This window comes from Variovorax paradoxus, assembly GCF_030815975.1.
GTDB lineage: Bacteria > Pseudomonadota > Gammaproteobacteria > Burkholderiales > Burkholderiaceae_C > Variovorax > Variovorax paradoxus_N.
This window is the reverse complement of the sequence record NZ_JAUSXL010000002.1, coordinates 2,835,729-2,848,619: the sequence shown is the minus strand read 5'-3', so window position 1 is coordinate 2,848,619 and position 12,891 is coordinate 2,835,729. Positions and strand designations below refer to the sequence as shown.

Sequence of the window (12,891 nt, the reverse complement as noted above, 5' to 3'; positions counted from 1 at the left end):
TCGAATTGCTCCTTCCCTGACCCGCCGCCCATGATCAATCTCACCAAAATCATCGCTGCCATCCTCGTGCTCCTTGCCCTCGCGCTCGGCGGCTATGCATGGATGCTCAGCCGCCAGCCCCCGCCACCGGTGGCGGTCGCCCCCTCCGCCACCGCTTCCGGCAAGGCTGTCCAGGCGCATACCTTCCCCGTGGTCGTGGCGGCCAAGCCGCTGCCCGCGGGCCAGGCGATTCCAGCCGACGCGCTTCGTATCGAACGCCTGACGATCAATCCCGTGGGGGCTTTCCAGGACACTGCGCTGCTCGCAGGGCGTGTGCCAGTGATCGACCTGGGCGAAGGCTCGCCGCTGCTCGAAGGCCAGCTCGTTTCCGGTCTGGCCCTGCGCGTCACCGAAGGCGAGCGTGCGGTCGCCATCAAGGCCGACGAGATCATGGGTGTGGGCAACAAGGTTCAACCCGGCGACTTTGTCGACGTGTTCCTGATGCTCAAGTCCGACGGCAAGGACATCGACCGCAGCCAGGCGCGCCTGCTCCTGTCGCGCAAGCGCGTGCTGGCCTACGGCAGCGCCTCGGTCGACGGCCTGCCTTCCAAGATGGACAAGAACGGCGCTGCACAGCAGCAGGCCCAGCGCGCCGAGCCGGCCCGTACCGTCGTGCTCGCGGTGCCGGTGGACGACATCAACCGGCTCACGCTTGCCGAGAACAGCGGCCGCTTGCTGCTGGCGCTGCGCAACCCCACCGACATGTCGGAACCCGATCCGAAGCTTTTTGCCGAGCTGCCCACCGCCCTGCAGCCGCCTCCGCCGAAGGCCGGCGAGCCGCGCCGCCCGCAGCTCGAAGGACTGGACCGCGCGCAGGCCGGCGTCACCACGGCAGATTTCGTGACCGGCGGCAAGCCGGGGACCTTGCGCGCCCCGGCCATCGCTGTCGTGCGGACTCCGACAGCTCGCACTGGTGAGTCTCGCGGTGGACTCAAGGTCGAAGTCATTCGCGGCGACCGCAGCGAAACCATCAATTACTGATCAGCAAACAAGTGGCACGCCCATGCACGCCACGCAGGAAACGAACACCATGACGATCGCCCTTCGCGCGAAAACAGCCGGTTCGGCACGTCCTCTGCGTCCCACGCTCGCGGTGCTGTGCTTGCTGGCATGGGTCGTTTGGCCTGGGGTGTCTGCCGCCGCAGATGCGGCAGAGGCGACATCTGCCCGCCCCGCGCTCCAACTGCGGATCGACGCCGGCACGCAGAAGGAGCTGCTGATCGGCAAAGGTATCGAGCGCATGGCCATCGCCGACGAGACGGTGGCGGGCGTCTCGCTCACCCGCCAATCGCCCAACTCGCCGGCCGCGCGCCTCATCATCACCGGCAAGGCTGCGGGCCGGACCACGCTGATGCTCTGGGAAAAGGGCCAGTCGACCGCGACGGTCTATGCGCTCGAAGTCCGTCGCCGGTCCTCCACGCTCGCCGGGTCGCTCAACAGCATGGACGCGCACCAGGAAGCGCGCGATGCAGCCATTGCCGCCGGTGGAGAAAAATCGGCGCTGATCGACCGCTCCGTCGTCAACGTACGGAGCAACACCGTGCAGGTCGAGGTCAAGATCGTCGAGTTCAACCGCAGCGTGCTCAAGCAGGCTGGCCTCAATATCTTCAGCACGCGCGCCAACTCCAACGGCTTCAGCTTCGGCGTGTTCACGCCGTCTTCGCTGCGTTCCACCACGTTCAACAGCGACGGCTCGATCACCGGTGAGTACAACAACCCGCTGGCACAAGCCTTCAGCCTGCTCTTCAATTTCGGCAAGGCCGGCCTGGGCCTGAACGTCGGCTTTCTCGAAGGCAACGGCATGGCACGCGTGCTCGCCGAGCCAACGCTGGTGGCGCTGTCGGGCCAGAGCGCGAGCTTCCTGGCCGGCGGCGAACTTCCCGTGCCCGCACCACAGGGCCTGGGCACCACGAGCATCGAATACAAGCCTTTCGGCATTGGCCTGACCCTCACGCCCACCGTGCTGTCGAACGACCGTATCGTGCTCAAGGTGGCGCCGGAGGCCAGCGACCTGGATTACACCAACTCGCTCAGCATCGGCGGTGTCGCAGTGCCCGCCATCAGCACGCGACGCGCCGACACCACGGTGGAACTCGGCGACGGCGAGAGCTTCATCATTGGCGGCCTCGTGAGCCGCACCACGACCTCCAACGCCGACAAAGTTCCGCTGCTCGGCGACATTCCGGTGCTCGGAGCCTTCTTCAAGCAGAACAAGTACCAGATGAGCGAGAAGGAACTGGTGATCCTCGTCACGCCGCACCTCGTGAAGCCCATTGCGCGTGGCACCGATCTGGCTCCGTACCTGCCGGGTGGTGCCGAGCAACGCGATGGTCCCGTGTGGCGTGCGCATCTGCTGGGGCCGGCTTCGGGCACGACGGTGCCTGGCTTTTCGCGCTGACAGAACCCAACTACGCAAAGCACTTGGCCGACGCCATGAACGCCCCACGCGACAGCCTTCCTGAAATTGGTGCAGAGACCTATCTCTTCGCATCGCCGAACAGCAGCCACATCACGTGGCTGACCGACGCGCTCGGCCGGCTGGGTGCGGTGGTGATCCTTCCGCCCGAAGCCAAAGCGATCGACGAACGCATCGCCATGCTCAGCCCTGCGGCGGTTTTTCTCGATTTCTCTGGCGACCACGCCACCGCGGCAGTCGAACTTCACCAGCGCCTCAAACGCGAGTGGCCGACGCTGCCGGTGTTGGCGGCCGGCATTTCGGCCGAGCCTGCTTCCATGCTCGCCGCACTGCGCGCCGGTGTGGACGACTTCGTGGACATGGGCGCGCCGCCAACAGACGCGATCAACACGCTGCGCAAGCTGCTCGATCGTCAAAGCAGCCTGCAAAGCCGCGTCCGCGGATGCACGCTTGCGCTGCTCGGCGCCCGTCCGGGCATCGGCGTGACCACGCTTGCGGCCAGCCTGGCGCTGATGCTCAACGATCAGCTGTCTCAAGCGGCCACGTCCTCTCATGGCCGCAACACGCGCCGCGGAGTGGCGTTGCTCGACCTCGGGCTCCCGGCGCGCGATGGTCTTTTGTATCTAGACACCCAAAGCGGCTTCAGCTTTGTCGATGGCGTGCGCAATCTGCGCCGCCTTGACCAGACGCTGCTGCATACCGCACTGGCCCACCACACGAGCGGCGTGGCCGTGCTGCCGCTGCCCGCGAGCCTCGCCCAAGTGCGCGAGATCTCTCATGCCGATTCGGTGGCGCTGATCAAGCGGCTCGGCGACTTCTACGATTTCCAGATCGCCGACCTGGGCGGTTTTTCGACCCTCGATTTCGTCGCCCAGACCGTGAAGGCCGCCCAGCGCAACTGGGTGGTGTGCGATCAGAGCATCGGTGCGATCGTCTCCACTGCCAACATGCTCAAGGAACTGCGCACGCGTGGTGTCGAGACCGATCGGCTGTCGCTCGTGGTCAACAAGTTCGACAGCCACGTTGGGCTGCCGGCCAAGGACATTGCCGAGCGGCTCGAACTGCCGCTGCACCATGTCTTGCCGGCACGCAGCACGCAACTTCTGGCAGCCGCGAGTCGCGGCGAAATGCTGGTACGCACCGCGCGCAACGACGCGTATTCGCAGGCCGTAGCCGGCCTCGCACGCGGACTGAACCAGGAATACATGTCCGAAGCAGGCCAGGCGCCGGCCAAGGAATCCAGCTGGGTGGCGCGCATGTCGCAAATTGCCGGCTTCTGGAAAAGCTCTAGTCAAGGTTGAACCGCCCCCATATGTCCAACGATCTCGAATTCGCCGACGACGACCAGGCGTTCATCAATTCCCAGCAGTTCCAGGACATCAAGAGCTGGACGCACGACCATCTGCTGAGCCGCATCGAGGAGCTGGGGGCGGAGTTCGGCCGCTGGTCGCGCGCCTCGATCCAGCAGTTTGTCGAGCTGGAGGTCGACAGCTTCGTTCGGCTGCGCCGCGTGCCGATCAACGATCGCGAGATGCAGCTCATCTCCGACGCGTTGACCAAGGAGCTTGCGGGCTTCGGCCCGTTGGAAGACCTGCTCAACGACCCTGCCGTCGAAGACATTTTGATCAACGGCTACCAGAACGTGTACGTGTCGCGCCATGGCATGCTGGAACGCGAGACCGTGCGCTTTGCCGATGCGGAGCATGTGATGCGCATCGTGCGCCGCATCCTTGCGCCGCTAGGCCGCCGGCTCGACGAATCCAACCCGATGGTCGATGCGCGCTTGCCGGATGGCGGCCGCATCAACGTGATCATCGAGCCGCTGGCCATCGACGGGCTCTCGGTTTCGATTCGAAAGTTCCGCAAGGAACCGCTCACGCCGGCCGATCTGGTGAAGCTCGGCACCTTTGACGCCGGCATGGCGCAGTTGCTGGAGATTGCCGTGCGTGCACGCTGCAATATCCTTGTGAGTGGCGGCACCAGCTCGGGCAAGACCTCGCTGCTCAATGCGCTTGCAACTTACATCCCCGCGCGCGAGCGCGTGATCACCATCGAAGACACGGCGGAACTTTCGCTGGGCACCAGCCACGTCGTTCGCCTCGAAAGCCGGCCCGGCGGATTCGATGGCACGGGGGTCGTGTCGATCCGCGACCTGCTGCGCAACAGCCTGCGCATGCGGCCCGACCGGATCATCGTGGGTGAAGTGCGCGGCGCCGAAGTGATCGAGATGATGCAGGCGATGAACACGGGCCACGAAGGTTCGATGGGCACCATCCACGCGAGCTCGCCGCGCGAATGCCTCTACCGGCTTGAAATGCTCGCGGGCTTCGCGGGTTACCAGGGCAGCGAAGTGAGCCTGCGCCGGCAGATCGCCAACGCCATCGATTTCATCGTGCAGATCGGGCGCCTTTCGAACGGCCAGCGCCGCATTCTCTCGCTGAGCGAAGTTACCGGCGTGAATGACAACGTAGTCGCGATGCAGGAGCTCTACCGCTACGAACCGATTGCCTCGCCAGACGGCGAGGAGCGCGATCGCTGGGTATCGCTGGGTATTGCGCCGCATTCGCCCAAGATCACGCGCTTCCGCCAGTCGCTGGCGCGGGCACAGCAGGGAGACAACCGTGGCTAAAGTCCTGCTGACGGTAGCTTGCATCGCGCTGTTGCTTGCAGCCGCGGGGCTGCTGCTGTGGCAATGGGCAAAGGGGCGCCAGGCACGGCAGGCGGCCGGGCGGCATCTGAACCAGCAGATCCTGGCCAGCACGGCCGCTGCGGCGTCGTTGCCAATACCTTTACGGGATCTGCCCAGCGATGGGCTCATGACTGACCCGTGGCTCGAGACCGATGCAAGTGTCGCGGCTTCTGAACCCGTTGGGCTTCTTGAAAAAGCCTTGCCCGACTGGCTGGTAGGCGTGATCGATCCGCGCATGGCCGCGCTGGGGTTTGCCGCCATCGTGGCGCTGGCTGCGCTTGCTGGTCTGTTCGGCGGCTGGATCGCGGCGTCGAGTGCGCTCGCCTTGTTGGCACTCCTCTCGGTCTTCGCGGTCTGGCTGCGACTGCAGAAGTTTCGGCGCAAGCTGGTCAGCCAGTTGCCGGCATACATCGACGCAATGGTGCGATTGATCACCATCGGCAACTCCACGCAGGCGGCGTTCCAGCTTGCGATTGCCACCACGGAGGCGCCGTTGCGCGGCCAGCTGGAACGTGCGGCATCGCTGGTGCGCGCGGGCATGGACCTGGATCGCGCGCTGCACCAGACAGCCAGCAGCGTCCGCATCGAGGAGATGTTCCTGCTGGCCTCCATCATTGGCCTGGGTGTACGTTATGGCGGACGCTCCGACCTCCTGCTGGAACGCGTAGGCAACTTCATGCGCGACCGTGAGCAAGCGGAGCATGAGTTGCTCGCAATGTCGTCGGAAACCCGGCTTTCCGCCTGGATCCTCGGGTTGTTGCCTGTGAGTGTCGGCGCCTTCTTCATCTTGACCAATCCCGGCTATTTCTTGGGAATGTGGAACGATGGGACCGGTCGGATGATGGTCCTCTCTGCCGCAGGCTTTCAATTGTTCGGTGCGGCGCTCCTCTACCGGTTGGCAAAACTGACATGACCGTCACCTCCAATCAATTGGCGATCTTCAGCCTGGCATTGTTGGCCTTGGGCCTGATGGCCGGCGCCGGTGCACTGATTGCGGCCGAGTTGCGGCGCACGCGCAGCGGAAAAGTCATCGACCGCGCCATCCAGCAGGGCGTGACGACCCCGCGCCAGTCGAAGGCTTCCGTCGATTCGACCGAAGAGCTGAACGCCTCGGCAAAGCCAGACATCGAATTACCGTTTCATTGGCTCGATTCGCGAATCGGTCGGGCACTCGTGGCGAACGAAGACCGCAACCTCATCGACCAGTGCGGCCTTCCCTCGAAGCGGGCGCAACTGGTTTTCCTTGTGGCTCGTATCTTTCTTGCATTCCTTCTTCCCTTTCTCGCCTATGTGCTGTGGAGCGCGGGCCATCCGCAGCGCACTGTAGTTAGCGTGCTCGCAGCCGCGTTCGTCATCGGCTTCATGGCACCGAAATGGACACTCGGCCGCTTTGCGGCCAAACGCCGCGAGCGGGTGAACCAGGAGCTTCCACTGTTCATCGATTTGCTGCGCCTTCTCCAAGGCGTTGGGCTGAGCCTGGACCAGAGCCTGCAGATCATGGCCAGCGACTTCTCGCATGTGCTGCGTGTGCTCGGGTACGAGCTGACCTTTGCCAACAACCAGTACAGCCGTGGTCGCAGCCGCGAGCATTCGCTGCAGCGCCTCGCAAGCCTGCACAAGAACGAGAACCTCCGCGGGCTTGTATCCCTGCTGGTACAGGTCGACAAACACGGCGGCGCCGTGCAGGAACCGTTGCGCATATTCAGCGACCGGCTCCGCGAACACCGGCGCTCCGAAATGAAGGAAAAAATCGGAAAGATCACGGTGAAGATGACCGCGGTCATGGTGACCACGCTGTTGCCAGCGCTGGTCATCATCACGGCAGGCCCGGCTTTCCTTGCGATCTTCCGCTCACTGGGAGCCGCCGCCAAATGAAAACCATCAACCTTTTCGTGAGCTCGCGCCCTGCTCGCCGCATGCTGACGTTCGTCTCGGCAGCAGCCGCGGCCCTCGTCATCACCGCCTGTGCCGGCCTCAAGGACCAGTACGCCGCCAGCGCCGATGCGCAACAACGCATGGCCGCCGAAGCGGCCGCGGACACGAAGGCGGGAGCGAGCGTAGACACCCAAGCGACCTACCTCAAACTGGTCGAGCAGATGCAGAAAGAGGACCTGTGGTTTGCATCGCTCGCGCACATCGACGCTCTTGAACAGCGTTGGGGTGTCTCGCCCGAATCCACGCGCACCCGTGCCGAGGCGCTGCGCCAGACAGGGCAGGCTGCCCCCGCCGAAGCAGCCTACAAGCGCCTGCTGGGCACGCCGCTGGCGAGTGCCGGCTACCGCGGACTGGGGCTGTTGGCAGGTACGCGCGGGAACTACGCCGAGGCGGTGCAGCTGCTTGCGCAGGCCCAGCGCCGGACACCAACCGATGCGCTGCTGCTGAGCGACCTAGGCTACGCGCAATTGCGCGCTGGCCTGATCGAAGAGGCACGATTGCCGCTGATGCAGGCCCTGCAGTTGCGCCCCGACAGCACGCAGGCACAAGCCAACCTCGCCCTCTATCTGGAAGTGACCAATCAGCGGGATCAGGCAGCTGCCCTGATGAATGCGAACCGCCTGTCCGAAGCAACACGCCTGGCCGTGCGCGAAGCGGCGCTGCAAATACGCGCACCAGGCGGACTGGCTGCACCCGTCGCCGCCGCGGCATCAACATCAACTCGCGGTGAGCCCATTGTTTCGCCCCTTGCGCTCAAACCGTCGCGATGGTCAGGCGTGGGCGGCATGAGGACTGCGATCCACACGAATCCGCCGGCGTCGAATGCCGAAGCACCCTTCTCTCCGAACTCGACCTCACGAGGTACACCATGAACCACGAATCCACCGAGCGGATCGCCTCTCTGCCCGCTCGTGCGGCCTTGACTGCCGCACTTCTCTTCATGGCAACGAGCGCCTTCGCACAAACGACAGCGACCAAATCAGACAACGCAAAGCCCATTGCGACGTCAGTGACCGCGCCGACAGGCCGGGTCACAGCAACAGCGGCTCCCGCTGGTCAGGCCGTACAGAATCAGGCAGCGCCGGAGCCTCAGGATGCGCAAATGGCCGAGGCCGAAGAATTCGACCCGCCGCCACTGTTGCTCGGCGATGCAACACAAAACCTGCTTGCCTGGCAACGCAGCGGAGAGATCGCATCGCCTGCACCTCGCCCCATCGCCGGAAGCGTAGCCAGCCGTAGCTATGAGCGCTACCTCAAGAGCTTCGAACATCCGATTCCCGAGCACCTTAGCTCGACGGTAACGAAGTCCGGTGGCGGCGGTTCTTCTTCCGGGTCTCGGTAAGCGGCGAGTCGGTCCTGCCGCGCAAAGAGAAGCACGATGGAAACACACAACCTCGCAAAGCCCGCCTGCGCCCAGCGCGGTGTGTATGCGATCGAGTTCGCATTTGTGTTCCTGATCATTTTTGCGCTGCTTTATGCCGTCATCTGCTACGGCTTCCTGCTGACGATGCGAATGAGCCTGCAGAACGCAGCGGAAGACGGTGCCCGCGCCGGTCTGCGGTACCAGAGCAATCTGGACGACAGAAAAAAGGAAGCAAAGACTGTTGCGGAACAGCGCACCGACTGGTTGCCCGCCGGCCTGAAAGCGACCCGGAATGTCGATCCAGCAGTCTGCATGGCCGGGGAAGACGACTGCTCGCAAGCAGCGCCGCCTTGCGGGCCGGCTTGGAGCAACCGGTGCCAGATGGTCGTGACGGTCGCGGTCGGCGGCATAGAAGCGCTGTTCCCCGCTTTCCCCAGCTTTGCCGTGCCCGACCGGATCGTAGGCAAGGCCAGCATGCTGCTCGATGGGAGGTCGTTGTGAGGTCCGTCCACCCGAGACTCGAACGGGCCGTGTCTCGACAGCAGCGAGGCGTCGCTGCCATCGAGTTTGCGCTCGTCTTCAGTGTTCTGTTCCTGGGTATCTATGGCCTCGTTACGTTCTGCGGTGTCCTCTACGTCCAGCAAGTCGTCTCTCGAGCGGCGGAAGACGGCGCAAGAGCCGCTCAATCTTTTCGCAGCGACACGCCTTCCGTCGACCTGCAGGCGGATGTTCGAACGGCGATCTATCGGTCGCTGGCGCTCTCGATGATTACCCCGGGTTCCGCGGGCACCGCCCCCTCCTCGAAGGAGACATGGCTGCGGACAAAGATGGCAGATACACCTCCCGAGGTGAATCTTTCACCTGGAGAGGTTGCAGTGAAAGTTTCCTACCCATACCGCGCCAATCCATTGTTGCCTCCCCTTCCTTTCACCGGGAACTGGATGCCTGATCGCCTGCTCGGCAAGGCCACGGCTGCCAGAACATCTTCCTAGGGGCGAACAATGCATCCATCCATTCGAGGGGCAGCCCGGCGACAAGGCGGGTCAGTGGTCATCAATGCGGCAATCGCGCTAAGCCTTCTGGTTATCGTGCTTATCGGCGTCGAACTCGGCTACTTGTTCTACATGAAACGCGAGCTTCAGAAGACCGCCGATCTCGCTGCGCTGGCGGGCGCACAGGCGCTCGAAGGAGATAGCTGCACGAACGCAACAGCGGCGGCAATCGCCAATGCTGCACAGAACTTTCCACCGGGCCTGGCACCCGTCGGCGCAGACAGTGTGGTCTGCGGGCACTGGGATCCTGCGTCAAGACCGACCGCACCCCACTTTGGCCCACCGGAAAGTGGACAAAGACTCAATGCAGTGCGAGTCACCATCAACAGGACTCCGGCGCTTTTGCTGGCAGGTATTCCCGGCAATCAGCCAAGGCCTATTGGCGTGGATGCCTTGGCGGCTCAAAAGCACCCGTTGGCGGCATTGAATATTCGCAGCACGCTCATCAGTGTGGACACCACCCAATCTCCTTTGCTCAATGCGGTGTTCGGCGGGCTCCTGGGGGGCAGCCTCAGCCTCGACGCGGTGGGTTGGAATGGCTTGATCAACACCGACCTCAAATTGCTGACTTTTCTCGATGAACTGGCCCTCCAACTGGGCATCGGCGCAGGAAAGTACGACCAGGTCCTGGCCACCGATGTCTCTGTGGGCACGCTGATACAGGCCATGATCAACGCGCTCCAGCGCAACGGGGCCGCGGCCCAAGTGGCCATAGACGCGCTCAACCTGGTAAAGATCGCGGCCAACGCAGCCCCCGCCCAGCCCCCGCTCAAGCTCGGCGATCTGCTTGGGGTGCAAGCCGGCACCAACGCAGCGGGGCTGGACACCAATATTCAGCTTTTTCAGTTGGTGCAAGGCGTGGTCCAGGCGGCCAATGGCAAGAACGGATTGGCCGCAGATGTGAACCTTGCAGGAATCAACGCCAGCATCAAGGTGATCGAGCCGCCACAAGTGTCCGCCATCGGCGATCCAGCGCTCGCGAAGCTCAATCCCACCGGACCGGACCAGATCTCCGTGCGAACAGCCCAGATCCGGACATTTCTTTCGATCAGTCTGCCTGCCCTGGACGGCGTGAGCAATGTGGCCAACGCCGTTCTCGCATTGGCCTCGCCTGTCACCGATTTGCTGAACAATCTCTTGAGCCTAAATCTCGTGACCGGACTCACGAACATCCTCAACTGCCTTTTGGGATGTACGCGAGATGTGACCGACATCAAAATACTTCCTCCACCGCTGAGGCTCGACATCAGTCTGGACGCGGGGGGCGGTGCATCGCGAGTGACGGATTTCGATTGCGCGACTGGTGCGAAATCACTCACGGCCCAGACGGTGACTTCTATCGCGAATTTGCGCATTGGCAGCCTGGGTGCGACGGCTGCCATCGCAAAGGCAAATGCATTTTCATCGAGCGCGGCGCCTGCGGTCAGCCCGCTGCCGATCATCGACATTGGCTCTCAATCGTGTCTACTCGGGCCACTTGGAATTGGCAAGATCAGCTGCGGTACCGCGCATCGCAAGGCCTTCTACGGCGGGGGCCTTGGACTGAAGGCCGACCTTCCCATCGGCTCCTCGACCCAGTCGCAGTTCTTCCAGGATCCACCCGAGCTGGACGAACAACCTGCGTACCTTGCTATTTCGACGCAGAACATTGTGGACAGCGTGAGCAACACTCTTTCGGGATTGAGCAATCTGCTGACCGTCATCCCACCGATGGCGCCAGTACCTGGCGGAGGCCTTCCCGGATTTCTTACGGCCTTGACCAACACACTGAGCGGAGTCATCACTGCTCTTCAAGGCGTGATCTCGGACGTACTGGGCCCATTGCTGGATCCGTTGCTGACAACTTTGCTCGGCGACGTACTCGGCGCCAATCTCGCCAAGACGGAAGTCGGCGCCCGCCTGAGCTGCTCCAAGGGCGCCGAACTCGTTTATTGACATGCGTACTTTTTCGACATGAGCTCCCCCGCCAACTTCGACGAACTCGACCTCTTTGTCTGGGAAGGCAAGGCCGACATCCTCGACCGTATCGCGCGGTGCATGGCGAGCTTCGACGTGGAGGTGATCCGGGCCGATGGCTTGCCGCCTCCGCAGCAGGACCGCGGCACGGCGCTTCGGCCTTCGGTCGCCATTCTCAGTGTCACGGTCATCGACAGCGGCGGGCTCGCGCATGCCACCGAACTGCTGCAGGGCATGCCGGTGATCTGGGTGGCCGGGGCCTCTCGGGAGCGGGACTCGCGCACTTATCCGCCCGAGTACCTGCACGTGCTGCCCTACGACTTCACCTGCGCCGAGCTGCGCACGATGGTGGCCAAGCTGGTGCGGCAGCTGCGCGCGCGCGACGTGGCGCCGCAGGCACCCGACGTGCTGGTGGCGCATTCGGATGCGATGAAATCGCTGCTGGCCGAAGTGGGTGCCTTTGCCGACTGCAACCACAGCGTGCTGGTGCGCGGCGAAACGGGTGTGGGCAAGGAGCGCATCGCGCAGCAACTGCACCTGGGGCACCAGCACTACAGCAAGGGCGCGTTCGTGGCGGTGAATTGCGGCGCGATTCCTGATGGTCTCTTCGAGTCGCTGTTCTTCGGCCACACGAAGGGCTCGTTCACCGGCGCCGTGCATGCGCACCGCGGCTATTTCGAACAGGCCACGGGCGGCACGCTGTTCCTCGACGAGATCGGCGATCTGCCGCGCTATCAGCAAGTGAAGCTGCTGCGCGTGCTGGAAGACAACGCGGTGACGCGGCTGGGTGCCACGGCGCCGATCCGGGTCGACTTTCGGCTGGTTGCGGCCACCAACCGCAACCTGCGCGAGATGGTGGCCAGCGGCGAGTTTCGCGCCGACCTGTTCTACCGGCTCGCGGTGATCGAGCTGCACGTGCCCAGCCTGGAGGAGCGCGGGGAGATCGACAAGATCGCGATCTTCAAGGCGCTGCTGGCCAATGTGCTGGGCGACGAGCTGGAGACGATCGGGGAAACGCCGCACTGGCTCAGCGATGCGGTGGCCGAAACCTACTTTCCCGGCAATGTGCGGCAGTTGCGCAACCTGGCCGAGCGGGTGGGGGTGATTGCACGGCAGCTGCACAGCTGGGACCAGAACCTGATCCAGCGCGCCATCGCGCTCACGCGCGGCACGCCGACGGCGACGGGCGCGGCGGAGCGCAACGGCCATGGCGGCGGCGCCATGAACGGCGTGGCGCTCGACAGCAATGGCGACCGCAAGGGATGGAACAGCAGCGAGCGCAACCGCATCATTGCGGCGCTGGAGATCAACGACTGGAAGCGCCAGGACACCGCGCAGCACCTGGGCATCAGCCGCAAGGTGCTGTGGGAAAAGATGCGCAAGTACCAGATCCTCGACGGCGAGCCGGGCATCCCCGAGGACGCCTGAACTCGCTTCCGGC

Annotated in this window: 12 protein-coding genes; all 12 read left to right on the top strand. The window is 63.8% G+C overall.

Annotation, left to right across the window (positions count from 1 at the left end; genetic code table 11):
- Positions 1 to 30 precede the first annotated feature (30 nt).
- From cpaB to QFZ47_RS16930, 12 genes are read left to right on the top strand one after another with little or no spacing between them, the layout of a single operon-like run.
- Positions 31 to 1,020: a Flp pilus assembly protein CpaB gene (cpaB, locus tag QFZ47_RS16985; RefSeq protein ID WP_307656735.1), complete on the top strand. Its 990-nt coding sequence runs from the start codon at positions 31 to 33 to the stop codon at positions 1,018 to 1,020.
- Positions 1,021 to 1,069: 49 nt separating this feature from the next.
- On the top strand, positions 1,070 to 2,437 hold the full coding sequence (locus QFZ47_RS16980) for a type II and III secretion system protein family protein (RefSeq protein ID WP_307656734.1): 1,368 nt from the start codon (positions 1,070 to 1,072) through the stop codon (positions 2,435 to 2,437).
- A 35-nt stretch (positions 2,438 to 2,472) separates the two neighbouring features.
- Positions 2,473 to 3,756 carry a CpaE/TadZ family protein gene (locus QFZ47_RS16975; RefSeq protein ID WP_307656733.1) on the top strand — a complete coding sequence of 428 codons (1,284 nt, stop codon included), beginning with the start codon at positions 2,473 to 2,475 and terminating at the stop codon, positions 3,754 to 3,756.
- Positions 3,757 to 3,767: 11 nt separating this feature from the next.
- Positions 3,768 to 5,084, top strand: a complete 1,317-nt coding sequence (locus QFZ47_RS16970; protein WP_307656732.1) for a TadA family conjugal transfer-associated ATPase — start codon at positions 3,768 to 3,770, stop codon at positions 5,082 to 5,084.
- A complete protein-coding gene (locus QFZ47_RS16965) occupies positions 5,077 to 6,057 on the top strand; it encodes a type II secretion system F family protein (RefSeq protein WP_307656731.1) in 981 nt (326 codons plus the stop codon). The genes QFZ47_RS16970 and QFZ47_RS16965 overlap by 8 nt, the downstream gene beginning before the upstream one ends.
- Positions 6,054 to 7,019 carry a type II secretion system F family protein gene (locus tag QFZ47_RS16960; RefSeq protein WP_307656730.1) on the top strand — a complete coding sequence of 322 codons (966 nt, stop codon included), beginning with the start codon at positions 6,054 to 6,056 and terminating at the stop codon, positions 7,017 to 7,019. The genes QFZ47_RS16965 and QFZ47_RS16960 overlap by 4 nt, the downstream gene beginning before the upstream one ends.
- Complete coding sequence (locus QFZ47_RS16955) at positions 7,016 to 7,951, top strand: tetratricopeptide repeat protein (RefSeq protein ID WP_307656729.1); 936 nt, start codon at positions 7,016 to 7,018, stop codon at positions 7,949 to 7,951. The genes QFZ47_RS16960 and QFZ47_RS16955 overlap by 4 nt, the downstream gene beginning before the upstream one ends.
- The gene (locus tag QFZ47_RS16950) at positions 7,948 to 8,421 is read left to right on the top strand and encodes a DUF3613 domain-containing protein (protein WP_307656728.1); all 474 of its coding nucleotides are present in this window, start codon (positions 7,948 to 7,950) and stop codon (positions 8,419 to 8,421) included. Before QFZ47_RS16955 ends, QFZ47_RS16950 begins: the two co-directional genes overlap by 4 nt.
- Before the next feature lie 36 nt (positions 8,422 to 8,457).
- Positions 8,458 to 8,943 carry a TadE/TadG family type IV pilus assembly protein gene (locus tag QFZ47_RS16945; protein ID WP_307656727.1) on the top strand — a complete coding sequence of 162 codons (486 nt, stop codon included), beginning with the start codon at positions 8,458 to 8,460 and terminating at the stop codon, positions 8,941 to 8,943.
- A gap of 29 nt (positions 8,944 to 8,972) precedes the next feature.
- Positions 8,973 to 9,434 (top strand): TadE family protein, encoded by a 462-nt coding sequence (locus QFZ47_RS16940; RefSeq protein ID WP_307656726.1) that lies wholly within the window; start codon positions 8,973 to 8,975, stop codon positions 9,432 to 9,434.
- A 54-nt stretch (positions 9,435 to 9,488) separates the two neighbouring features.
- Positions 9,489 to 11,429: a TadG family pilus assembly protein gene (locus QFZ47_RS16935; protein WP_307656725.1), complete on the top strand. Its 1,941-nt coding sequence runs from the start codon at positions 9,489 to 9,491 to the stop codon at positions 11,427 to 11,429.
- Positions 11,430 to 11,447: 18 nt separating this feature from the next.
- A complete protein-coding gene (locus QFZ47_RS16930) occupies positions 11,448 to 12,878 on the top strand; it encodes a sigma 54-interacting transcriptional regulator (RefSeq protein ID WP_307656724.1) in 1,431 nt (476 codons plus the stop codon).
- Positions 12,879 to 12,891 lie beyond the last annotated feature (13 nt).

What these genes read in the sequence shown, in the direction of transcription:
- QFZ47_RS16975 (WP_307656733.1), top strand. Translation starts at nt 2,473, where the DNA reads ATGAACGCCCCACGCGACAGCCTTCCTGAAATTGGTGCAGAGACCTAT.
- QFZ47_RS16970 (WP_307656732.1), top strand. Translation starts at nt 3,768, where the DNA reads ATGTCCAACGATCTCGAATTCGCCGACGACGACCAGGCGTTCATCAAT.
- cpaB (WP_307656735.1), top strand. Translation starts at nt 31, where the DNA reads ATGATCAATCTCACCAAAATCATCGCTGCCATCCTCGTGCTCCTTGCC.
- QFZ47_RS16930 (WP_307656724.1), top strand. Translation starts at nt 11,448, where the DNA reads ATGAGCTCCCCCGCCAACTTCGACGAACTCGACCTCTTTGTCTGGGAA.
- QFZ47_RS16960 (WP_307656730.1), top strand. Translation starts at nt 6,054, where the DNA reads ATGACCGTCACCTCCAATCAATTGGCGATCTTCAGCCTGGCATTGTTG.
- QFZ47_RS16980 (WP_307656734.1), top strand. Translation starts at nt 1,070, where the DNA reads ATGACGATCGCCCTTCGCGCGAAAACAGCCGGTTCGGCACGTCCTCTG.
- QFZ47_RS16950 (WP_307656728.1), top strand. Translation starts at nt 7,948, where the DNA reads ATGAACCACGAATCCACCGAGCGGATCGCCTCTCTGCCCGCTCGTGCG.
- QFZ47_RS16945 (WP_307656727.1), top strand. Translation starts at nt 8,458, where the DNA reads ATGGAAACACACAACCTCGCAAAGCCCGCCTGCGCCCAGCGCGGTGTG.
- QFZ47_RS16955 (WP_307656729.1), top strand. Translation starts at nt 7,016, where the DNA reads ATGAAAACCATCAACCTTTTCGTGAGCTCGCGCCCTGCTCGCCGCATG.